Origin of the sequence: Eubacterium sp. AF22-8LB, assembly GCF_003458715.1 — a bacterium.
Taxonomy (GTDB): domain Bacteria; phylum Bacillota_I; class Bacilli_A; order Erysipelotrichales; family Erysipelotrichaceae; genus Holdemanella.
This window is the reverse complement of record NZ_QRVI01000003.1, coordinates 15629-40448: the sequence shown is the minus strand read 5'-3', so window position 1 is coordinate 40448 and position 24820 is coordinate 15629. Positions and strand designations below refer to the sequence as shown.

The 24820-nt window shown below is 33.4% G+C and carries 21 protein-coding genes and 1 pseudogene; 8 read left to right on the top strand and 14 right to left on the bottom strand.

Annotated features, from left to right (window positions below; all coding sequences use genetic code 11):
- Positions 1–17: 17 nt before the first annotated feature.
- Complete coding sequence (locus tag DWY01_RS01760) at positions 18–1289, bottom strand: glucose-6-phosphate isomerase (protein WP_117992624.1); 1272 nt, start codon at positions 1287–1289, stop codon at positions 18–20.
- Positions 1290–1379: 90 nt separating this feature from the next.
- On the opposite strand from DWY01_RS01760, the gene DWY01_RS01755 reads away from it, so the two are divergent.
- From DWY01_RS01755 to DWY01_RS01735, 5 genes are all read left to right on the top strand, one after another.
- Entirely contained in the window at positions 1380–1841 is a 462-nt protein-coding gene (locus DWY01_RS01755; RefSeq protein ID WP_117992623.1) for a divergent PAP2 family protein, read from the top strand.
- A gap of 15 nt (positions 1842–1856) precedes the next feature.
- Positions 1857–2096, top strand: coding sequence for a NifU family protein (locus tag DWY01_RS01750; protein WP_117992622.1), 240 nt, complete (start codon positions 1857–1859; stop codon positions 2094–2096).
- 40 nt (positions 2097–2136) lie between these two features.
- On the top strand, positions 2137–3462 hold the full coding sequence (locus DWY01_RS01745; RefSeq protein ID WP_117992621.1) for an MATE family efflux transporter: 1326 nt from the start codon (positions 2137–2139) through the stop codon (positions 3460–3462).
- 128 nt (positions 3463–3590) lie between these two features.
- Positions 3591–3812 (top strand): hypothetical protein, encoded by a 222-nt coding sequence (locus DWY01_RS01740; protein WP_117992620.1) that lies wholly within the window; start codon positions 3591–3593, stop codon positions 3810–3812.
- Between the two features lies 1 nt (position 3813).
- On the top strand, positions 3814–4644 hold the full coding sequence (locus tag DWY01_RS01735; RefSeq protein WP_117992619.1) for an Abi family protein: 831 nt from the start codon (positions 3814–3816) through the stop codon (positions 4642–4644).
- Between the two features lie 222 nt (positions 4645–4866).
- Here the strand turns inward: DWY01_RS01735 and DWY01_RS01730 are convergent, their stop codons facing one another.
- The gene (locus DWY01_RS01730; protein ID WP_117992618.1) at positions 4867–5610 is read right to left on the bottom strand and encodes an esterase family protein; all 744 of its coding nucleotides are present in this window, start codon (positions 5608–5610) and stop codon (positions 4867–4869) included.
- 109 nt (positions 5611–5719) lie between these two features.
- Between DWY01_RS01730 and typA the strand changes: the two genes are divergently transcribed.
- From typA to DWY01_RS01715, 3 genes are all read left to right on the top strand, one after another.
- The gene (typA, locus tag DWY01_RS01725; RefSeq protein ID WP_117992617.1) at positions 5720–7549 is read left to right on the top strand and encodes a translational GTPase TypA; all 1830 of its coding nucleotides are present in this window, start codon (positions 5720–5722) and stop codon (positions 7547–7549) included.
- 297 nt (positions 7550–7846) lie between these two features.
- The gene (locus DWY01_RS11935) at positions 7847–8170 is read left to right on the top strand and encodes a PBECR4 domain-containing protein (protein ID WP_371412810.1); all 324 of its coding nucleotides are present in this window, start codon (positions 7847–7849) and stop codon (positions 8168–8170) included.
- Between the two features lie 312 nt (positions 8171–8482).
- Entirely contained in the window at positions 8483–8863 is a 381-nt protein-coding gene (locus DWY01_RS01715) for a transposase (protein ID WP_199519827.1), read from the top strand.
- 733 nt (positions 8864–9596) lie between these two features.
- Here the strand turns inward: DWY01_RS01715 and DWY01_RS01710 are convergent.
- The 12 genes and pseudogenes from DWY01_RS01710 to DWY01_RS11470 all read right to left on the bottom strand — a co-directional run.
- Positions 9597–11471, bottom strand: coding sequence for a DUF2207 domain-containing protein (locus DWY01_RS01710; RefSeq protein WP_158553634.1), 1875 nt, complete (start codon positions 11469–11471; stop codon positions 9597–9599).
- Positions 11452–11997, bottom strand: coding sequence for a LemA family protein (locus DWY01_RS01705; protein WP_117992614.1), 546 nt, complete (start codon positions 11995–11997; stop codon positions 11452–11454). The genes DWY01_RS01710 and DWY01_RS01705 overlap by 20 nt, the downstream gene beginning before the upstream one ends.
- Positions 11998–12201: 204 nt before the next feature.
- Complete coding sequence (locus DWY01_RS01700; RefSeq protein ID WP_117992613.1) at positions 12202–13755, bottom strand: glycosyltransferase family 2 protein; 1554 nt, start codon at positions 13753–13755, stop codon at positions 12202–12204.
- Positions 13756–13795: 40 nt separating this feature from the next.
- A complete protein-coding gene (locus DWY01_RS11475; protein WP_158553633.1) occupies positions 13796–13966 on the bottom strand; it encodes a hypothetical protein in 171 nt (56 codons plus the stop codon).
- 14 nt (positions 13967–13980) lie between these two features.
- The gene (gene gtfB, locus DWY01_RS01695; RefSeq protein WP_117992612.1) at positions 13981–15291 is read right to left on the bottom strand and encodes an accessory Sec system glycosylation chaperone GtfB; all 1311 of its coding nucleotides are present in this window, start codon (positions 15289–15291) and stop codon (positions 13981–13983) included.
- Positions 15285–16766, bottom strand: coding sequence for an accessory Sec system glycosyltransferase GtfA (gene gtfA / locus DWY01_RS01690; protein WP_117992611.1), 1482 nt, complete (start codon positions 16764–16766; stop codon positions 15285–15287). Before gtfA ends, gtfB begins: the two co-directional genes overlap by 7 nt.
- 20 nt (positions 16767–16786) lie before the next feature.
- Positions 16787–19096 (bottom strand): accessory Sec system translocase SecA2, encoded by a 2310-nt coding sequence (gene secA2, locus DWY01_RS01685; RefSeq protein WP_117992610.1) that lies wholly within the window; start codon positions 19094–19096, stop codon positions 16787–16789.
- A 1-nt stretch (position 19097) separates the two neighbouring features.
- Positions 19098–19529, bottom strand: coding sequence for an accessory Sec system protein Asp3 (asp3, locus tag DWY01_RS01680; RefSeq protein WP_117992609.1), 432 nt, complete (start codon positions 19527–19529; stop codon positions 19098–19100).
- Complete coding sequence (gene asp2, locus DWY01_RS01675; protein ID WP_117992608.1) at positions 19519–21030, bottom strand: accessory Sec system protein Asp2; 1512 nt, start codon at positions 21028–21030, stop codon at positions 19519–19521. The genes asp3 and asp2 overlap by 11 nt, the downstream gene beginning before the upstream one ends.
- Complete coding sequence (asp1, locus tag DWY01_RS01670) at positions 21017–22603, bottom strand: accessory Sec system protein Asp1 (protein WP_117992607.1); 1587 nt, start codon at positions 22601–22603, stop codon at positions 21017–21019. The genes asp2 and asp1 overlap by 14 nt, the downstream gene beginning before the upstream one ends.
- Positions 22604–22615: 12 nt before the next feature.
- Positions 22616–23800, bottom strand: coding sequence for a hypothetical protein (locus DWY01_RS01665; protein ID WP_117992606.1), 1185 nt, complete (start codon positions 23798–23800; stop codon positions 22616–22618).
- A 57-nt stretch (positions 23801–23857) separates the two neighbouring features.
- Positions 23858–24820 (bottom strand): annotated as a pseudogene (locus DWY01_RS11470) (serine-rich repeat glycoprotein adhesin SasA); the annotation flags it as partial.

The window sequence follows — 24820 nt, the reverse complement described above, 5'->3', positions numbered from 1 at the left end:
CATCTCCATTTTCATCATTATTCTTTACCTAATAATTTGAACATATTCTTTTTGTAAACTTCGACACCAGGTTGGTTGAATGGATTTGAATCATTCATCAAAGTTGTCATTGCGATAGCCTTGAAGAAGAACATACACATATTACCAAAGTCATAAGAAGTCATTCCTGGCATTGTTAATAGGATGTTTGGAACTCCACCAGTTTCTTCATGAGCCTGCAATGTACCTTTGGCAGCCATTTTGTTTGCCCAGTCTACACTCTTACCAGCTAAGTAGTTCATTCCATCTTCGTTTGCATCATCATTAGGGAATGTTAAGTCGATCATTGGTGTTTCAACATATAAGTTTGTTTCAAACAATACTTTTTTACCTTCCTGAACAAATTGTCCTAAAGAGTGTAAGTCTGTTGAGAAGCATACTGAATCCGGTAAAATACCCTTTCCGTCTTTTCCTTCACTTTCACCAAACAACTGTTTCCACCATTCAGCAACCATCTGCATTTGAGGTTCATAGTTTACCAATAATTCCACATCATATCCTTGGTTTTGAAGAATACGACGAGCTACTGCATAACGATAAGCAGGGTTTTTATCTAGATCTGCATCTCCATATTCACCCATACCATCATGTAAACCTTTCATCAAGGCATCAATATCAATACCTGCAACAGCGATTGGTAACAATCCTACTGGAGTGATGACTGAGAAACGTCCACCAATATCATCTGGAATGACAAATGTTTCATATCCTTCTTTATCAGCTAAAGCCTTCAAAGTTCCTCTAGCCTTGTCAGTTGTCGCAATAATACGATTCTTAGCTTCTGCACCATATTTTTCTTCCATGAATTGTTTTAAAATACGGAAAGCTAAAGATGTTTCTGTAGTTGTACCAGATTTAGAAATAACATTGACTGTTACTTCCTTATCCTTAATATAATTCATAACCTGTGAAATATATGTAGATGAGAAAGTGTTTCCCATATAAATAATTTCTGGTTTGTTGTCACCATATAAACCATTCATCATTTCAATGGCAGCACGAGCACCTAAGTAAGATCCTCCAATACCACAAACAACGAATACCTCTGTATTTTCACGAACCTTAGCGGCTACTTCTTTAATACGAGCAAATTCTTCTTTATCATAATCATTAGCCCAGTTAAGCCATCCAATAAAGTCGTTACCTTTACAAGTACCATTTCTTAAAGTCTCATCAATCGCATTTACTGTTTCTTGATAAGCTTTAACATCTTCTTTTAAGAAAGCATGATTTAAATCTAACTGCATCATTTTATTTTCCCTCCATAGCTATCTTCAAAGATGATTATACCATGATTTTTCATTGTGTGTTATAATGAATTTTGTTAGGAGAGTGAGTTTATGATACCATCGTCTTTATTTCCACTTGTCACTGCACTTTTGAGCAATATACTTGCACAAGTTGGAAAAACGGTCGTATATTATTATAGAACTGGCAAATGGGACCTGCATTGGGTCATCGCAAGTGGTGGATTTCCAAGCAGTCACAGTTCAACCGTAACTGCCTTATCCCTTTCAATCGGCATGCAGGAAGGCTTTGACTCCGCCATTTTTGCCGTAACCTGTATTTTTTCCTTTATCGTTATGTATGATGCATGTCACGTACGTTATTATTCAGGTAAAAATATTGAGCTTACTCAGCAATTGGTCAAAGACCTACGCGAGATGACCGGACTTCGATTTGATGATCCAATCTATCAGGAAAAATTAAAGAATGTTCTTGGTCATAAATTCGTCGAAGTTATTGGAGGCTTCGTGGTTGGATTAGTTGTCCCATTAATTTTGTGTCCACTATTTTTATAAGTTAGGAGTGTTATTATGGATAGTGTAGTAGATAGTAAAAGCGTAAATGATTGCTTAGACAAAATTCGCCCATACATTCAACATGATGGAGGCGACATTGAATTACTTGGAATTGATGAATTCAATGTTGTATATGTATCTTTTAAAGGTGCATGCCAAGGATGTATGATGGCTAGTGAAGACTTCTCAAGTGGAATTAAAGATTTATTGCTTGAAGAAGTGCCAAACATTCGTGATGTTGTACTTGTAGGTTAAGATATCGAAAGATATCTTTTTATTTTTAGGAGTTTTGATTATGTACACCAAAGAACAATTACGAAGATTATTAGTTCCATTGATGTTCGAACAAGTTTTAAATGCCCTTATGGGATCTGTTGACACCATTATGGTTACCAACATAGGTTCGGCTGCTATTTCCGCCGTTTCCCTTGTCGATTCATTAAATATTTTGATTATCAATATATTTGCCGCCATGGCAACAGGTGGTGCCATCATCTGCGCCCAATACTTAGGATCCAACCAAAAAGACAAGGCCAACCAAGCCTTGAAACAATTGATTTTTTCCGTAACCCTTATTTCACTCATTATTACCATTCCCTGTATTCTCTTTAGAAAACCACTATTAGCCTTGATCTTTGGATCCGTAGAAAAAAGCGTTATGGGCAATGCATTAAGCTACCTGTTCATCACAGCACTATCCTATCCATTTATTGCCCTGTACAATGCAGGTGCTGCAAGCTTTCGAACTAGCCAAAACTCAAGACTTCCCATGACCATTGCGTTTGGTTCTAACATTCTAAATATACTTGGAAATATCTTTTTCATCTTTACCCTAAATTTAGGCGTAGCCGGAGCTGCCATATCCACACTATTATCTAGAATCATCAGTGCAATTATTATCCTGATTCTTTTAAAACAGCCCAAACAAGATTTATATATTGATTCCTACCTAAGTATTCACCCAGAATTTGAAGGCATTAAACAAATTCTAAAGATTGGTATTCCAACCGGCATCGAAAATGGTATGTTTCAATTTGGAAAGCTGGTCATTCAATCCACTGTATCCACTATGGGAACAACGGCTATTGCCGCACAAGCCATGGTTGCCATGCTTGAAAGTTTCGCCTGTCAAGCCAGTATTGGTGTAGGACTGGGAATGATGACTGTCGTAGGAAAATGTGTGGGTGCTAAAGAATACGAACAAGCTAAACATTATACAATTTTACTCACAAAATATGCATGGATAGCCTGCTTTATATGTTGTGCTCTAATCATGATTCCAATCAAACAAATCACAAGTCTTGCTGGAATGGAGCCTGAAAGTGCAAAGCTAGCCATTTGGCTAACACGCATCGTATTCGCCTATAAAATGATTTTCTGGACACCATCTTTCCTTCCATCCTACGGCTTAAGAGCTGCTGGCGATGTAAAATTTAGTATGATCTCATCCACTTTATCTATGTGGATCTGTCGAGTGGTTGTCACAATCTTTTTAGTTCATACTTTCCATATGGGACCATTAGCCGTATGGATTGGTATGGGCGCTGACTGGACAGTGCGCTCATTTATATTCTTAGTTCGTTTTAAATCCAATAAATGGTTAAAAAACAAAGTCATCTAACACAAAAGGAGTAGTTACACGCTTAATATCTATGAGATGCATATATTGTGCATCTCTTTTTTTAGTGCAATATCGTATTTATTTTGACACCATGATAATACATAAAATGAAGAAATGGAGTATTACAGATGAATGAGAAAAGAGAAATCAAAACATATAGATCAATTGATGAAAGGGTTGAATATTTATATAAATCAAAAAAGATTATTGTGGATGATGAAGATAAACATTACTTTTCTGAGAGAAATTACATATCTATGATCAACCCCTACAAGCAATTTTTTTCAACAGGCAGAAACAACAAAGGAAAATTAATATACGAAAAGAACACAACTTCAAAGAACTTATAATATAATAAAAATTGATGATGAATTCAGTAAGTTAATGTATGAAAAAATATGCCTATTTGAAAAGAAATTAAAGGTAGTGGTTTTTAACGAAATGTGTCTGAAATATGTTAACTGTGAGGATTGTTCAAAGGATAAAACATGTACTATTTATTTAAAGGAAATTAAAGAGTTTTTAGAAAATGGAGTTACGTGTCCTAGATTTTGTGGGAATTACTTTTACATTTATGAAAAAATCGTTCGAAATTCTACCGACAAGAAAAATGACACATATAATTTAGAGCGAAAGAGAGATTTGCTAGAGCACATTTATCAAATAGGTAAAGGAGAACATGTAAATGGTTCAAAACTAGATGAAATTGAAAAATGTAAAAACAAATTAGTCTTGCATTACTTATCAAAAGAAACTAAAAAAGTTCCCTTGTGGATTGTTCCAAATGCACTTACATTAGGGGAACTTCAGACTTTATTTTTGATGTTGGATACAGTATCTCAAAAAAGAATAGTTGCAGCCATGAAAAATTCCAACAAATTAAAAATTGACAATAAAGATATCATTAGTTTTTCAGGGCATATAGAACTAATACGCCAAATGAGAAATATTATTAATCACTACGAACCCTTGTTGCCTTTTTTAATTTCAGAAATGACAAACAAAAAGATAGAAGATTCGAAATTATTCATCACTTTAAAGTTGTTAGATGACCAATTTTCTAAAATTGAGATTTCTGATTTAAAAGCTGATATGGATGTAAATAGCGTTAATTCAAAATCTAAACGGATTTTAGATTTTATGTTTCAAACTATAAAGGAAAACAATTCAAAATTTTTATAATCACAAAAAATATAAGAATATTGAGTCTTTTCAAAAATAAAAAGCGAGCCCTATCGATTGGTTACGATAGTGATTCGCTAGTTTGCCGTCTGATGACGACCTTCGTCACTGGTAATATACCACACATCTGTGAAAATGCAAGGAAATTATTAAGCACTAATTGAGCCCTTCTGATCCAAAAATGGTAATGTCATAGTGAAACCAATTCATTCTTAATATTTGTCATACTTCCTTAAATATTTGTTCTAGAAAATATTGAATCTGCACCTTCCACCAAGGCCAGTCATGATACACATCATAACCCCAAAAATCACACCACGCATCAATTTGTTTATCATAAAGAATCGAACTAAATTGTCTTAATGATTCTACGCATTCTTGTTCCCAATTGCCTTGTCCAACACATAGAATGAACTTAGATTGTTTATACAATTCCATATATGGATGATCCAACGGCATATTTTTTAAATATGCACACGGATTATTATGGTATGTATTTTCATCATGGTAGTCTCCATAGAATAATTCTGTATCATAAATACCAGATAAAGCTAATAGTGTATCGAATTGTTCTGGAAAACGAAAGATTAAATTTGCGGCATGCGTTGCTCCTAGACTTGCGCCTGTGACCATCCACTTATCTTGATTATCCATCTTTTTTTGCACACTAGGAATTAATTCAGAAAGGATGTATTCAAACCACAATTCATGCTTCAACATACGCACCTTTGTATTATACGGATAGGACCATGTTTCTAAATCCAAAGTATCACACGTAATAATCGTTAATTGATTAGATTCGATCCATTTGGAAACTTCATGAATCATGCCACGATCTTCCCATTCGAAAAAACGGCCATTTTGACTTGGTATGGCCAAACATAATTTGCCGCACTGCCCATATATTTTATATTCCATATCGCGATCTAAACAATTTGAATACTCTTTTATATATTGAACCCGCATAGTGAGACCCCTTTCAGAAAATTTTTGTTTTATTATATCACATTTTATTGAGTTTTAAGGCTTCTTGCTTTATAATTGTACTGTTTTTGACAAGAAAGAGAGTGACATCATGTCCAATAAAGAAAAAATTCTTAACATTGCCGTTATCGCCCACGTTGATGCCGGTAAAAGTACGTTAGTTGATGCGTTTTTAAGACAAAGTGATGTTTTCCGTGATAACGAAGAAGTTGTGAACTGTATCATGGATTCAAATGATCTAGAACGTGAACGTGGAATTACGATTTATTCTAAAAACTGTTCCGTTATTCATAACGGTGTAAAAATTAATATTGTAGATACGCCAGGCCACGCCGACTTCTCAAGTGAAGTTGAACGTATTATCCGTACCGTAGATACAGTTATCTTATTAGTTGATGCCAGTGAAGGTCCAATGCCTCAAACTCGTTTCGTATTATCAAAGGCTTTGGAAATTGGTTTAAAACCAATTCTATTAATCAACAAAATCGATAAAAAAGACCAAAGAGCCGAAGAAGTTGTAGACGAAGTTTACGAATTATTCTTAGACTTAAATGCCAACGACGAACAATTAGACTTCCCTATTCTATATGGTGTAGCTAGAGAAGGACGTGTTCAATATGACCTTAAAACACCAAGCGATAATATCGATCCACTATTCGATACAATCCTAAAACACTGTGATGTTTATCCAGATATGGATGAAGAACCACTTCAAATGCAGGTATCTGCCTTGGCATATGACGAATACATTGGTCGTTTAGGAATTGGACGTTTATATTCAGGTGTTTTAAAACAAGGACAACAATATATTCGTTGTAACCAATCTGGATTAAATGCCAAAGAAAGCTTATCTAAATTATTCGTATACAAAGGATTATCTAGAACAAGTGTCCCTGAAGCACATTCAGGTGATATCGTTGTTATTGCAGGTATGCCAGATATCAGTATTGGCGATACAATCTGTACTGCAGATCACATCGAACCAATGGAACACATTGAAATTGAAGAGCCAACTCTATCCATGAACTTCCACGTTAACTCAAGTCCATTTGCCGGACAAAGTGGTAAATATGTAACAAGTCGTAACTTAAAAGAAAGACTTGAAAAAGAATTAGAGGTTAACGTAGGTCTTAAGGTTGAACCAACGGATTCAGCCGATTGCTTCAAGGTAAGTGGTCGTGGTGAATTGCATATTTCTGTATTGATTGAAAATATGCGTCGTGAAGGATATGAACTAGCTGTATCTAAGCCAGAGGTTATCCTACACAAAGACGAAAACGGACACAAGGTAGAGCCAATCGAAGAAGTTGTATGTTTAGCTCCAGAAGAATATTCAGGAACAATCATCAACAAATTAAATCTTCGTAAGGGTGTTATGCAAGACATGTCTGAAGAAAATGGATATGTTAAGATCGTTTATACAGCACCTACTCGTGGGTTATTAGGTTTCCGTTCTGAATTTATCAATGATACACATGGTGAAGGAACATTAGTACGTCGTATTAGTGGTTATGAACCATATAAAGGTGAAATTGCACAACGTATGGAAGGTGCTATGATTTCAACTGAAACAGGTGAAGCTATGACTTATGCATTGTGGAACCTTCAAGAACGTGGCCAATTGTTCATTTCTCCACAAACTCCAGTTTATGAAGGTATGATCATTGGTCAAAGTTCTAAAAACATCGACTTAGATGTAAACCCATTAAAGAACAAAAAATTAACTGCCATCCGTTCAAGTGGACGTGATGAAGCGATGTTATTAACTCCACCTAAAATCTTCTCTTTGGAAGAAGCTCTAGAATGGATCAACGATGATGAATTAGTAGAGGTTACTCCAGATGCAATTCGTATCCGTAAAAAAGGTTTAACGGCTCTAGATCGTCGTAACTTATATCGTCAAAAGATGAATGCTCAATAAGGCTTGGATAAATTCCAAGTCTTTTTTATTCAGCCCACTTTGTTGCTTATTTTTTAAAAATTGGTACAATGAACGTGAAGGCAGTGATGTCTTTAGATGTAACTGGCATCTTAAAAAACTGTGGATATTGAGCCGTCCAAAAAGCTCAGCCTAGTGCTGTTATTACAGCGAGGGTGGCGACAACCAGTAAAGTCGTAGGTCATGGGTTACCTGACAGACCCAGCCGATTGTTGTTTTTACAACGAGTCTGCGCAGTCAGAATGAAACCAGTTTAAGTGAAGATAGAAATGGATACAAATGTTGTATCCATTTTTTGGAGTTAAAATATATATGAGAGTTAGTGATACGAGAAAATATAGTCGATTGGTCGGACATTATTTTGAGCTTACCACCGAAGACAATCAAATGTTCGAAATTCAATTTAATAAAGATGATTTTAAACATTTAACTGGAATCACTTCCTTATTGTCAAACGACAGATTTAACACAAAGCTAAATTCACCTCAAACTTACATCGTATTTGTTGCAACTTTCAAATGTTGTATACCAAGTAATTCTAAGCTTATAAATCCTTTCGCAAATTTACACCTTAAACTTACGACGTATACGACACTAGTATAAGGTGAACGATTTTTCAAAGACACTTATATCTCGTATATTAAAAACTCCAAAACGCATCCAACACGAATATCATAGTAATGGCTCCTTCTTTTTTGGTTTAGTCACCTATATAGTAAAGGAGCTTTTCTTATATAAAGATTTCAGCCAATGGGTGATAAGAAAAATTCGTAGATTTCCTTTAAGTTAGGAACATTCTACGAATTTTAATATTTCCATGAATAATTCACACTTTATTATCTTTTCATAAATAATTCATGTACTTTTATCAATTACTTATACAATCGACATTTTTCTTCTAGAAGTTTAAAATCATTGCATCTTTTTGTTAAAGAGTTTATTTGTGTAAACTACTTTATTCGCTATGCAGCTAGACCTGCCATGGCTGAAAACAGAATCACAGAATACAATAAAGAATCAAAGACTGTCAGCTGGTTCTACAATGATCATAAGGATGAGAAAAGATATGATGTCACAGATAATGTGATCGACTTTATTAACCGCCTTATTATACATATACCAGACTACCATTTCTTAACCACTCGATATTATAGATTCTATGCCAATGCTTCTAAGAAAACATTGGATAAAGTTCATGCACTTCTTGGAATCAAAAAGAATAAAGATTATTCTCGTGAAACAAGAACTAAAGCCTTAAAAACAAACTCAATAAATTCAGATACCGCACACACTTGATTAATTCTTTTAACCTAAGACCCAATTCAATGTAAATGTGGATCTATAATTAAGTATACCTATACATACAATCCTTTAGAAAACTCAAAGAATGACAGAACATACAGAAAAAGATGTATTGATGAAATGATGCGAATATATAAAAGAAAATTATAATCAATATGAGTTCCATCCTAAACGAGGCTATTTACAATAGTCTGTTTTGTCATACCAATAAATGTCTAAATCCAAATAATTCAGTCATTTTTAACTTTAAAAATTTATCTTCTCCGAAACCAATTTCTTAATATACAAAAAAATAGCAGGGATTTCAGATTCCCTGCTTTTGTTAAGATCGCATTTAGAGCAGCGAAACGCTCACTTGTAAATTTCTTATTTTGAGCTAAGAGAAGCTCACTGAATAAATTTCTCACTTTGGGCTGAGATACACCCACTGTTAAGGTATCTACCTTGTCCTTAAATTATATCCTAGATTACTATATAGTTAATCAATTTGTTTACATTCCAACATTCCAATATTTAGTAACTTTCTTCAAATATATAAAATTAGACAAGAGTAAATCAAACTTTAAAAGTCATAGGGATTTCGACTCTGAGATAGTGATAACCTTTAAACACCCACATAGTTTTCAACTCTACAATTCTTAAAACCAACTTTTAGTGATCCTAACTAATTGCATGTTACCAAGAAAATGTAGGTGCATAACACTTACCACAATACACGGTTCATCTCTTACCAGCTTCCGCCGCCTCCGCCACCGGCGCCTCCACCAGAGAAGCCACCAAAGCTAGAGCCCATGCTGTCCGCTGTACTTTTCATTTGTTCTGTTTGATAATCCAATAAATTTTGATGGATTGGTTCATACATACTTCTTGTCAGCATTCTATAGTAGAAATAAGAAGTATAAGGATCTGAATAGTATGAATCATACCAATCTGGTTGTGCCAAAGGAATCGTACTAAATTTCTTTGTCCACATTTCAGATAATCCAAAAACCATCGCATAGGGAATAACATCATAATAATACGAAGGATTCTCTTCTGATAATCTTTCCAATTGTGGTACCTCAGCCTTTTCAATAAAGTCTTTAAAGCCTAATAAATCGCCAGCTACACTTTTAAAGTAGTCACTCACCACATTAAATTTTGAACTAAATAGAATAGGCAATGTTGTTGCGACAATTCCAATTACCATAAATTCAAAGGAAACTATAGAAACAATGGATTGTGTCTGACGATAGATAAAGTAAACAACAACCAAGACTAGAGCCACACTCAATGCTTTCTTTAATATCCCTAGTTTATTCTTATTAAATACACTAGAAGCGGCTGCAGAATAGTTCATGACCATCATAATCACAAAGGTAAATGTTGCTAAAATGGTTTCAATTAAATTATCAACAATACTATATCGAGTATTAAATAAGATACATACAATCATACAAATCATAGCTAGAATGGTTGTCACAAAGCCATGATCAATTTTTGATAATTTCTTATCGCCACTAAACTCATTATTCAAGGCTTCCTTGGCATCATTTATAGCCTTCCCAAAATCACTTGATAGCTTAGACAATTTAACACTGTCTTTATATTTGAACAAGCCTTTATAAATCTTTTTCTGATGATTTAAAACCGGTGGTTCATGACCCTCTACCTTCGTTAGAATCAAATCATCCGAAGTTTCAGAAATGGTTAAATATCCCTTGCTAGCCCAATATGGAATCAATGCCATCAAATCCTCTTGATCCACGGATTCATCGACAATCGTTCCAACCATGGCAGGATCCATATCTTTTGGTGGATAGAAATTCACGATTGGAGTAATATGCGTTTTCTTTAAAAGAAGACAACGAACTAAGCTATATAAACCAAATAGAATGGCCAATCCTAAAAAGACAAATGGTACTTTTGAAGTGGTTTGTTTAGCCCCAACAAAGTAGTTCTTTCTTAATTTGCTAAAGATTGTAATGGCTTGTTTAGGACCAATATCATAGGCAGAACCACTAATAGAAGTCGAAGTAATGATTGGGGTCACATTTAAATCATTCGATTGATTTCCTAAGTTTCCACTAAAGACTTGAATATTTGACATCTCTTTTTCTGTCAAAGCCTTTTCAAATTGAATATCAAAACTAAAATGATTGATTGTGGTATCCCAATTATTTCCAAGCACAGAATAATAAATAAAATCCAAATTGGAATGATAATCTTCTGGAATCACAATCGTATAAGTCAAGGTATAGGTATGTGGGCCAATGATCGTATAGTCTTCACTCCCAATTTGAATCACACGATTTCCAGAATCATAATCCACTTCATATTCATCATTTAGAACCGTAATATTCTTAATACTTAACTTATACTTTTCATCCCGATTGACATACATCGTTTCCGGAATATTACGATAGATTCCATGACGATTGCTTGAAAAATTAACATTAATCACTTCTTTTACATCAATCGTATTGTTTGAATGATATATCGCATTTACTTTATAGTCATCAATCGTATACCCACCATCATCAGCATATACATCGATACATCCAAAACAAAGGATGAATGCGAATAAGAAGGCAAAGACCCTCTTAAAATTTAACTTGAACATTTTCTCTTTCAGAAGCATTGGCCACTTCAAACATCGTTTTCTTTTCAAAATGGAATAATCCTGCAACAATATTTGTAGGAACACTCATAATCACATCATTATATTCACGAACTAAGGCATTGTAGTATTTACGAGAATTTGCGATATCCTCTTCGACATGCTTCAATTGGTTTTGAAGATCCATAAAATTTGTGTTAGCCTTTAAATCCGGATATTGTTCAGCCACCGCAAAAATTCCCTGAATCGCATTTGTGATTTTGTTTTCACTATCCATCACATCCTTTGATGTTTTTGCCATATTTCTTTGAGCAATAACAGAACTCAATGTTTCAGCCTCATGTTTCGCATATCCCTTTACCGTTTCAACTAAGTTAGGAATCAAATCAAAACGCTTCTTTAGATACACATCCATTGTAGAGAAGCCTTCATCCACTCTATTAGATAAACGAACAAGTTTATTGTAGCTAGACATAAAGAATAGTACTAATAAAACTAAAACAACAACAATAACAATAACTAAGATCATAATTAAATCCTCCTGAAACTATTATACTCTATTCTATTAAAAAAGTCGTTCTCTCCATACCAGAAAGAACGACACATTTGTTAAACTAGAATCCAACTACATTTAAGATAGCGGCAATTGCCCAAATAGCTGCCAATAAGAAGTTTAAGATCTTACCAAACTTTTTATCGCTCATATAAGCCAACGCAAGGCTATATAGACAACTCATTTATATACAATGTAGCCTACATTTTCAACAGCAATACGATTTTGAATACCAACAACATTTTGAATAGCATCAATTTCTTCCCTAATTTCATTTGGTATATCTACATAATAGAAGATCCAAGTTTTAACATTTAAATCTAGCTTTGAAAGCATAGAATTTACATCTTTACAATATATTGAATTTTGATTAAATCCAGAATCAGTTTCACCCTTTAAAATCGAATACCAATTCATATAAAATGATTGATTTTTTGCCCTAATCAACATTTTACCATCCTCATTCATCATATTTTTTAATACAGTTATATATTTTTCAAATTCATCCTTTTGAATAACAGTACTGTCGAATACAATAAAATCAAATTTAATAGATTTAAACGGATTATTCTCGATATCAAAATAATGTTCTATATTCACTCCTTCTAAATGAGTAGATATAGTAGCACATGAAACTGTATTATTTAAGCCATAAAATTCAAATTGAGGATATAAATAAGCAGCATGAAGTATAGCCGCTCCTAGATCACTTTTAACGACCAATATTTTACCATTCTCTTTCTCTACTTCTTTAATTCGATTCAAGTAAAAAGCTTCGTTTGATTCAGAATGTGTAAAACAGAAAAAACAATTATCCTCATTAAAATTATATTTATCTACTAATTTGTCATAATTTTTCATTAATATACTGTTATAATCCACTTTTTTAAATGATACAGTGCCTAAATGAATTATAAATGAATTGTAGACTAATACATTTTGATAATTTTCTTTTAAAATACGTAACGATATATCATCATCTTCAAAATTACCAGGGAAAAATCTTTCATCCAAATAACCGACTTTTTCTAGTACATGTCGTTTAATCAATACCGCAAAAGCCACCAACATTAGCTTAATTTCGCTTCTTTTATTCACAACATTATTTTTTAAGCCAAATTCTTTTAATTCGTCAATAGAATCACTTTTAAATACGGATTGTAAATTTGCACAATTGTTTGTCACAGAACCTGCAGATCCATAATTTTCTTTTTCATAAAGTCCCATACGTAAAGTATATAAACTATTGGCACATAAAATCGTGTCATTATTTAATAAGAAGATATCATTCTTTTTTTTAGAGGCTTTGATTCCAATGTTACAACCACCAGGAAATCCTGCATTAAAATCATTTTCAATTAACACAATATCATCTTGTTGTCTAAGATATTCAACACTATCATCTTGTGAATTGTTATCTACAATTACGATTTCTCTTGCCGATTCTGGTGTTGTTTCTCGAATACTTTCAATACATTGTTGAGTTAATTGACGGTTGTTGTAACTTAAAATCACAATCGATGCTGGTTCTACTTTACCTTGACGATATGTGATTTCATCTAATTTATTTTGGATTTTATTATGAATTATTTCATCATGGCAATAAAATAGTGCATTCTCATAGCTTAAATAAGCTTGTCTTAAATTCACATTTTCTAAATATTTGCCATATTCAAGATACCCTTCATAACTGATAGGATTATTTTGTATTTTTTTTATTATTTGATCTAGCATAACTCTCCCCAAGAAAAAGGCTTAGATTTTATTCTAAGCCTTAAAAACCAACTACGTTTAAGATGGCTGCAATTGCCCAAATGGCAGCCAATAAGAAGTTTAAGATCTTGCCAAACTTTTTATCGCTCATATAAGCCAACGCAAGGCTATATAGACAACAAATTACCTCCAAAACAATAATAACCATCAATGTGTTAAATGTACTAAACATAAATCTCTTCCCTTCTAAACATTTTTATAATCTTGCACATTTTGTGTCATTGCCACATTACGCTGTCTTTCTAGATTCATATCTAGATGGGATGCATCAAGAATAACACGGATCATGTTCTGATAATCATTCGCATCAAAGACAAAATCTGGCAATACATACTTACGATTATGAATCGTTTGATTAAATCCAAGAATCAATAGGTTATGTAAGAATGCTTCTTTAGTGGCATCTACGATTTCATTTTCATAATTGATATCTAAAAAATAATCGCATGTGTTAAACAAATTCAGTATTTCACTCGCCTTACATCCTGGATACAAATGTACATTATCATATTTTTCAAAAGACATCAACTTTTGTGACATTTCTGTTAATGCACAAACATGAAATTTCATATTTGGCATACCCACAACTAGTTCATTCAACTTTTCAATATGGTCTGAATTTGTACAAATCAAGATATTATTAGAATGTCCATTCTCTTTTTCAAAATTATAGACAAAACCAAGTGGTTTCACAATATCCCTATTTGCCCCTAATTCAATAAGCTTTTCATAAGCTTCCTTTTTCTGAACATAGATCTTTGAAGTTCTTCTAGAATGCCCATCCAAGATAACCTGCATATTACCAGGAATATCTTCACGATATCCTTCTTGCCAGAATAAGACATCACTATGTTCTCGATCTTCTAAGCTTTCCGATACAAAGAACGGATTTGATAAGGAGTTGTAGAATAATCGAGTTGGGTAAATATCCAATTCAGTAAATAAATGTTTCGCAAATTCCACTTTATTCTTAAAGATATATACCTTATCGTTCTGATTTAAAATAATGTCATGTGTGACAAAGTTCTCTACTACTTTTTCATTGCCTGAAGCATCATAGTAACTACGAGATACCAATTGACCTTTTTTATTAAAAATTGTCTTGGCATACATGAAACCATATTTATTATAGTGATCACTAACACGAGCTACATGCGTATCATCATACCAATCTACAATCTTCACAAGTCTTTTATGTAAAGGAGATGCGAAGAAAATCTTTCCTCTTTCATGATTCAAATCAAAGACTTGACCCCCGGAATTACTCGCCTTGATTTCCCAATAATCCGGTACATCAATTTGATTGAAATAGCGAGCTTTACCACCTTCTTTTTTACCACAATAATACGTATAAATACTTGTCACATCATCTGGTAAAAAGCCTTCATCACTAAAAGTTAGAACTGGACCATCAAAGCCAGAAGTTCTAAAGCTTTGATACAACATTTGACTATCTTCGTCAAAATTTTCTAATAATAAAACTGGAGTTTCTAACATACAGCTTCCCTCCATTTTTCCTGTACATTTGAAGTTAAGAAATCCTTTGCTACCAAATAAGATACAGAATGACACTTCTCTAAGTCTTGTTTAAATAAATCAACGATACGCTTTCTTAAAGCTTCAATTCGATCCTTATCCTCTTCAGGTAAAGGTATTAAATATCCATTTTCGCCATCACGAACAAATGTAGGATTTCCATAACGAACATCAAAACCAATGATTGGTAGTCCTCCACCAACCGCTTCCATTAAAGTCAGTCCAAAACCTTCACTTGTACTTCCCGCAACATAAGCCTCATAATTCTGATACACTTCACTCAAATCATGTTGCCCCATTAAATGAATATAACTCGATGCATTATTTTCTCGAATAATCGTTTCAAGCTTTGATTTTTCGCCACCCTCACCATAAATATCCAACGATAATTCTGGCACTTCAGTGCGCGCTTGAATAACAGCCTTACAAATCCAATCCACATGTTTTTCACTAGCCAAACGACTTGCCGTAATTAATGAATAAGGTTTACGAGTAGAACTAGGATATTTTAATTCTGGTAATGATCCTACTGGAATGGTATATACACAAGGTGTTACACCATAATATTTTTCAAATTGTTGAACCATCAAATCACTCTGTGCTTGTGTTGAACAAATATAGAAATCAATATGTTTATGCATATTAAATTCATATTCATAGAAATTATTCCATAAGATATAATCGTCATTTGTATCCTTTTCACTAAAGTGATCCGCATGTACGACTGTACCCACTCTTGCCGGCTTACAATTCATTAGAATGGATTGACCAATATCTGTAGAACGATCAATTAATACGACATCATCTTTCGTTAAATGTAATTGAGATACCATATATCCTACAAATTCCTCTTTTGAACAAAGAATCTTATCTTTAAATTTATACATCACACGATCATCATCAATGATTTCTTCATAGGCAACACTACCATTTTCATTAAAGAAACGACGATGATATAAATGTGCTGCATTATCTAATGGCGCATAATATTCTGAATATACACGTCCATAGGTAAAATAATCCTTACGAATTAAACATCCATTTGAAACCAATTCAACACGATGCACAAAATCATCATGATCATTGACCATATAAGCTGTATAAAAGTTATTACTTCCACCAAACACATAACGACAAATCTTACCTTCTCTAGATTTAGTGTATTCCGTATTACTAAATGTCTTTTCTAAATCACTTAAAGTATATGTAACAGGTGCTGTTTTAAAATCCGTAAAGAATGTATATAGCCAAATAACTTCCGAATCTAAAAAACCAATATTCTTCGTCATATGTTCCATATTTTCAGAAGGAAACATATCTGTAAACACAAACTTGGCATCGACACCAATATTACGAAACATCCGAGCACGATAGATCTGGGCATATTCAACACCACTACTTGCCCAGCCAATGCCTAAATTAAAATTATAAATCATAACCCCAAAAACTCCTTTCTTTAAGGATACAATATAATCATTTCATTGTCTTTACCAAATGAGACTTCTCCCAATAAAATATTACGAATCATCGCCTTTTTAATCGATTTTTCCATATCTCTAAAAGAAAGTCTTGCCTCCCTTTGGTATTCATATAAAAGATTACGCTGCGCTGTAGAACGACCAGAAATTGCTGCCTGCAACTGCTGCAAGTAGTCAACCTCTTCAATCCAACCATCATCTAAAGCTTTTAATGTACAAACACGACAATATTCAGAGAAACGATTCCCCAATACTTGTTTCTTATCCTTAAATGCCATATCCGCATAATTTTTTAAATACTCTTTTCGATTCTTTGAAGGAACAGAAAGCTCTTTAATTCTATATGATAAATTATCCAAAATATAGCGGTTCATTGTAAAATCATCCATCTTCTTATTTTCTTTTAAATATTCATTGATATTCTGTTTATAAATTTGAATCAAGACATTCTCATCCAAACTTTTTCCATCCAACAAATCATTTCTTGTCTTATACATAATCGTTCTTTGACGCTTCATAACACTATCATAATCCACTGAACTTTTTCTTTGGGAAACACTCGACTCATCCTTGATTTTTTGCGATTTATTTATTAATTTCTTGATTCGATGCTTAGAAATATATCTTCCTTTATCAATATACTTCTCTAAGAAATCTTCACCTAAAATCGTACATACATCATCCTCTAATGAAGTATAGAAAATGGATACACCTGGCTCTCCTTGACGTCCTGCACGACCTCTAGCCTGTCTTTCATCACGTGTATTACTCATTCTACCAATTCCTAATACACATAAGCCCCCAAGTTCTTTAACACCCGGACCCAAATGAATATCTGTACCACGACCAGCCATACTAGTAGCTACTGTCACAACATTTTTCTGACCAGCCTCTTTAATGATTTCCGCTTCCCAGAACGCATTATTCGCATTCAATACACTATGCTCAATATTTTCTTGAACCAATAATTTTGACAACATTTCCGTATCCGAAATTAAAGAAGCAATCAATAATACAGGCTGTCCAGTTTTATGTCTTTTAACCGTTTCCTGAATGACCGCATCAAACTGTTCTTCACTCGTTTTAAAATACTTGTCCGGCATATCCTTACGAATCATTGGCTTACGCGGAGGAATCACAACCACTCTTTTATTATAGACTTCTAAAAGCTCCTCTTTACCATCCTTGATTGTACCACTCATACCTGACATCTTCGGAAATAAATTAAATAAGTTTTGATACGTAATAGAAGCAACCGAACGCTGTTCTTGACTTAATTTCAAATGTTCCTTTTCTTCAATAGCCTGATGAGAACCTCCACGAAGCTTCATACCCTTCATTTTACGCCCCGTACTCTTGTCCAAAAGAACAATTTCTCCCTCATCGGTTGCGACGTAATCCACATCTTTTTCCATTAAGAAATGAGCTCTTAATGCCAGTACAACATGTCTTAAAACATCAAAATTTTCTTTACTATATAAATTTTCAATACGGAAATAACGCTTCGCATATTCAATTCCTTTATTAGTTAACCATACCTTTTTATCTTCAATTTCATAGTGAACATCTTCGACTAAGGTTGTCACAAAAAAATCAGTAATACCATATAAATTGGATTGAACACGAGGAGAACCCGAAATAACTAGAGGCATACTTGCACTATCTAATAATACAGAATCCGCCTCATCAATAATTACGTAATAGAAGTCTCGCATAAAACGATCTTCTTTAGACTGTACTAAGTTATTTAATAAATAATCAAATCCAAGTGCACCATGCGTTGTATATACAATATCCGCATTATAGACATCCTTTTTTGAATCATTGTCTAACTTTTCATTTGTATCACGCTTTACACCCGCTTCTACACTCAAACCTAAAAACTTATAAACCTGACCCATCTCTTCGGCATCACGAATGGCCAAATATTCATTTGCCGTAACCAAAATCGAACTTTTTCCTGTCAATCCATTTAAGTACATAGGCATTGTTGCCGTTAAAGTTTTTCCTTCACCCGTATTCATTTCGCATAAATAGCACAAATGAAGTGCAATACCACCTAAAATCTGTACATCATAAGGAAACATACCTAATACACGATAATCGGCTTCACAACACACCGCAAACGCTTCTGGAAGAAGATCATCTGTTGTTTCTCCATTATGTAAACGTTCTTTGAATTCCAACGTTTTATTCTTCAATTCATAATTACTAAGTTCTTTAACCTTTTTACACTCCTCTTTGACTTTACCCAAAAGAAAGTGTAATCTCTTATCAATTTTATTCATTTTACCCTTCCTTTTCTGTAATCACAAAAGAATGAAAATGCATCTTAGTACCACCCGCATTAATCAGCTGCACACGATAGCTATATGTCTTTAAAGGACACTTAAAATCCATTTCCGGTTCACGAATAATTAGTGTACCCGCCTCATTTTCATAACGATCATAAAATACCATTCGTATTAAATACGATTCAAAATCACTCATATTCACTTGAATATGATAAGAACTCTCTCCATCAATAATTGGAAGAGATGGCTCTGTACGCATCATTTGATAATTTACTTTGGAATACCACTCTTTAATAACCGTTCCTGGAGGCATTAATTCATTTTCAAATTCAATATCTTCACGAGAATGAAACCAGATTTTAGATCCATAAAGATAAGTTCCAAAAGTATCTTCATTCCATACTACTTTCCAAGCCTTATTCTTCATCTAAATCACCTCTACCAAAATCTGACTTCAAAATACCATCATATTGATTCTTAAACCACGCAACAATACTATACGTATCATCATTATGTCTTCCATGAACACCCTTACCAATAATTTCTACACCAATATCATCAATATGTGAAATCAAACGATCATAGGCCGTCATATCATAATCATCTTCAAGCATATATGAAATGATAAATTTAGTTTGAGACCAATCCGTTTGATCAAACAAATCCCAAAAGCGATGATTCAATACATCCATAGATTGTTCACTCATATCTCCACAATTTTTTGACAACACATCTAAAGAAGTTGGGAAACCTCCCGGTCTAGAAATACGCTCGTTTCTAGCTATATCTCCTAAACTAGCCAATGGTTTACCTAATAAAATCGCATGTGGCCTTAATTTACAACCATTATATAAAGCGCCAAAGGTTCCCATAGAAAGTCCAGACAAAATCAATTGTGACCTATCAAAACCTAATTGTTTCAAACAATCTTGGATACCAGACACAATAAGATTCTCATATTCTTTGTCTCCCAAATAGAAGGCTCCACCCTCTAATCGAGCTTCAGATATCAACAAAAATGGTGCTCCCATATTACGCATCATATAGAAGCCTTCAAAACCTTCTTGCGTCTTATAACCACTAAAATACACATTCAAAGGTGGTTTCATATCTCCTGGATCAAAGTACATAAAGACTTCTTCACGTTTGGATGTAACCTTACGGATTCCTCCAGGTAAAAATGATCCATATTCTTTACGTGAATGACGATCATGTAAACCTACTATTTTTAATTTCCCCTTACCCTTTGCGAGTAAAGAAATAAATACAGGGCCGTCTATCTTATCATTACTTAAATGAACAATTGAACTTAAATCTTTTTCTGAATAGATCCAACGATTCTGTAAGGATGAAAGTGAACCACCTTCAAACTGTTCGATTTTCAATTCAATCGAAACAGACTCATCCTTTTCATATTCTAACCATAAATCTAAAGTTTGGCCTTTAAATAGAGGGATATTATATCTCCAATACGCGATTTGATAAAAATCATCCCCATAATCACCTTCAAGTTCAACACCTGAATATCCATTCCAGAAAACACTACCTTTAAAGCTTTGTGAAATAGATAGTGTTTGAGGAACAAATTTCTCACCATATGTATAGGAATAAAATAAATGAATATCTTCATCAATAAATTCCTGTAAAGTTTCTATATTTAACACCTTCGCACGTCTTGACGTACAAATCCATTTTGTCCATTTGTCTACGTCTACATCATCCAAAAGAAACAATGTATATGCACGAATCTTCTTTAATAAGATATATGCCTCTTCTTTATTGACGCAACGATTTAAAACACATACATCATAACCACGTTCTGTAGCCTCTTTTAAATCGTCTACATAATTCCAAGTTACATTATCAGAAATATGAAGTGTTAAACTTAAATCTTCATTTCCTACTTGTAAAACACTAATCTTGTTCAACTTGCTTCATAACTCCCTTCCACTTACGAATTAAACTTGCCGTATTATATTCCTTACCTAATTCATAAGAATAAATCATACACTTATTCCAATTCGTAATATTATCCAAATAATATTTTAAACCATTCAATACTTCAGATACTTCTTTGACAATAAAGCCATTCTTTCCATCATGCACATATTGTGTATTAAAAGAAACAATTTGTGGAATGGCACTACTAATACATGAAATCTGTAAATATAAATCTGGACGTGATGTCACATCCACCATAATACGCTGTTCACGTATACATTTAGAAATACTTAATTCATCCACACATTGATCCACGAAGAATTTAATTGGAACTTTCTTTTCTTCGTCTAAATCAAATTCCGCTTTATCATTCGTTTCTTTACGAGCTAATCTTTCATCTAGTCCATTCACTTTTAATACTTCTCGAGTAAAATTCAAAACCGAATCTATACGATCCCAATTCGCATTACGAGTAAAGAAATGAACACGAGCCGTTTCATTTATTTCAAAATACTTAGCGAATAAAAGAATCAATTCTTCAAATTTTGATTGTTCAATCGTATCAATTGGAACCAAGATGTTTTGAACCGTTAATTGTTGACTAATCCCAAAATCAGCACGCGTATCAAATGGCGTAATATCTACAATTGGAAGTTTCTTTTCTGCATAATCTTCTAATAAAGAAATCTTATGTTTAGAATCGACAATACAATAGTTCGTATTTTGAATCAAAGACTTCAATTCAGCATCATCAAATAATTCCAAACGATTTTGATAAAAAGATAAGATTGTCTTACGTTTTTCAAATAATTTTTCTAACATATCATGATGTAGTACATGCATAGCCAAACAGAAAATATCATCTGTTGAAGTCATTTCATCTAAATATGTTGAAAATACTTCTTCAATCAATGATTCCATGGAATCATAGTTCAAGCAATTAAACTTATGTCTTTTATTATCTATCAAATAAAATGGATTCTCAGAATTGATTTCAATATGCCCATCCTCAAAGAAATGACACATTTTCCAATTCCCTTTTCCATCCAAATACTGTTCATAAATTGGTTGATTATTCTCGTAAATAATAGTAACAGATAAAAATCCACGATCATCATATACATTTTTACGAATCATAACTTCAGATTGAAATAAAAACACTTCAATCATATTTCCATCTTCACCAAAATGTACTTCCGCATATTTCCTATTATTTACATACGCCACAATACAAAATGGTGTGTAGACAAATTCTGTATGTTCAGGCCACATCAAATCATGATAGGAAAGAATATCTACTTTTGTACGTCTAATTTCTTGTACTGCATCAAAGCAAGACCAATAAGGTGCATGGAATACACTTTGGCGGTGCAAGAAATGCCTAAAGTTTGGACTATACGATAAATTCAAAATCTTATAATCCATAATGTCATTTCGGTTAAACATCTGAATCTGTTTAACACTATCATCAAATTCTGTTACTGCACGACGCACATAAAAATATTGTTCATTTTCTTTATATTCATTTCCATGATACCAGGAAGGTACAAAATACATCATAAATACTACCCCCTATATAAATGGCTTATATGAATCAAAGTCACGATAAGCACGAATTTCTAAATAAATACTACAAACAAATCCTGAAAGCATCATAAACGTAGTTGGAAGCATAGCCACTGATGCATCTACAATACCTTTATACTGTAAATACAAACAAAGACTTAAACAACCACACATGATTCCACCACTAATACAGCTCAATATTAAAACCCATTTACGAATATATCGACGTGTAGGCTTACCTGCAGGAACATTCTCTATGCAATCCCCCACTTGTAGAAGGTTATCCGATAAATCTTTTGGATTCACAAATAATAAGCTTAATAGAATAGTAAACACAAACATCATGACTACATATACACGCATACCAAACAAGGTAGACATATTTAAATTCTTAAATAAAAAATTAATAAATTCAGATTTATGATAATGATGAATCAAAGCCACAATCAATTGTGGAATCATAAAAATTGCAGAACCAAACATTAACGCCATAAATCCTACTGGATTGTATTTAATAGCCATATAATTCTTTTCGGCATGCACATTATGCACAGACACTCTTTGAACAGGTATTCTTTTCTCATGCATTTCCATAAAGATCATAATTATGACCATCACAAAAGAAATAGCTAGAGGAATCATTAACGCGTCAAGAGAAGATTTTATTAATATTCCAACTAAAGTTTCTGTCATATTCACAATGATAATCGGCGCAAAACCACCCACACCATACTTTTGATTTTTCATTAAGAAATATTGTGCAATACTAGCACCAGCCATCAGTTCAAATATAACTACTAAAATACTCATTAGATTACGATCAACATATTTTAAACCAAGAGCATAAAAAATAGATTGAACCAACGCAACAATAAAAGTAATGGACGTAATCCAATAATTCATTGCCTTAGGTGACGTTCGAGCCTTTGCCTCTTTTGAGCGTACCGCAAATAGAATCATTACAATTAAACTCGCTGTAATATAAGGCGAAATACCCAAACTCATAACATAACATTGTTTATTTGAACCATTTACAGCTAGTGACAATACAGCACCTAGATCCAAACTTAAATTATCATAAGCACTCATATCAATTCCATTCAATGGAATTCTATGACAAACAAAATAAATTAAAATAATAACAATTGAAAAAAGACATCGATTTCTAACTAAATGCGTCTTTTCCTTCATAAACACCACTCCTAAAAAAATAACAGCAACTAAAAGTTAGTTACTGTTATTTTATCATTATTTCATCTTTTTATCTTTAGATTCTTCTTCTTTTTCCTTCTCTTTTTCTTCTTTACGACGCTTACGAGTCTCATTCGAAGAAATTAAAGCACCAATGATTGGAATCCAAGACCACCATACTCTATGAGCAACATCCAATGTTGACTTAGGCATCTTTTCTTTTTCAATTGTTTCTTCCTTAGCCTTAGGAGTTACATCATCCTCTACAACTTCTTCCTCACTAACTCTTGGAGCTACTTGTAAAGGAGCACGAGTATCAACTACAACTTGACGATAAGCTGTTCCTCCACCTGCAGTGCTTGTAGCAACACTAGTTGCGTAACTTACTGATGTAGAAGCACTTTCACTGCTTGATGTAGATTCACTACTATTCAATGAATCAGATGTACTTGCAGATTGACTGTCACTCAATGAAGCTGATGTGCTTTCTGATTCAGAAGTACTTAGAGATTCAGAATCACTTGCAGATGCTGATGTACTTTCACTTGTACTAACTGATTCAGAAGTAGATTCATTCTCACTTGCTGATGTACTAGTTGATTGACTGTTACTAATTGAAGTCGAATCACTCTGGCTTACAGAAGTACTTGTTGATTGTGATTCACTGATTGATTGACTGTTGCTGATTGAAGTAGAATCGCTCTGGCTTACTGAAGTACTTGTTGATTGAGAAGCACTGATAGATTGACTATTACTAATTGAAGTTGAATCACTTTGACTTACTGAAGTACTTGTAGATTGTGAAGCACTAATTGATTGACTATTGCTAATTGAAGTCGAATCGCTCTGACTTACTGAAGTACTTGTTGATTGTGATCCACTGATTGATTGACTATTGCTGATTGAAGTAGAATCGCTCTGGCTTACTGAAGTACTTGTTGATTGAGAAGCACTGATAGATTGACTATTACTAATTGAAGTAGAATCACTTTGACTTACTGAAGTACTTGTAGATTGTGA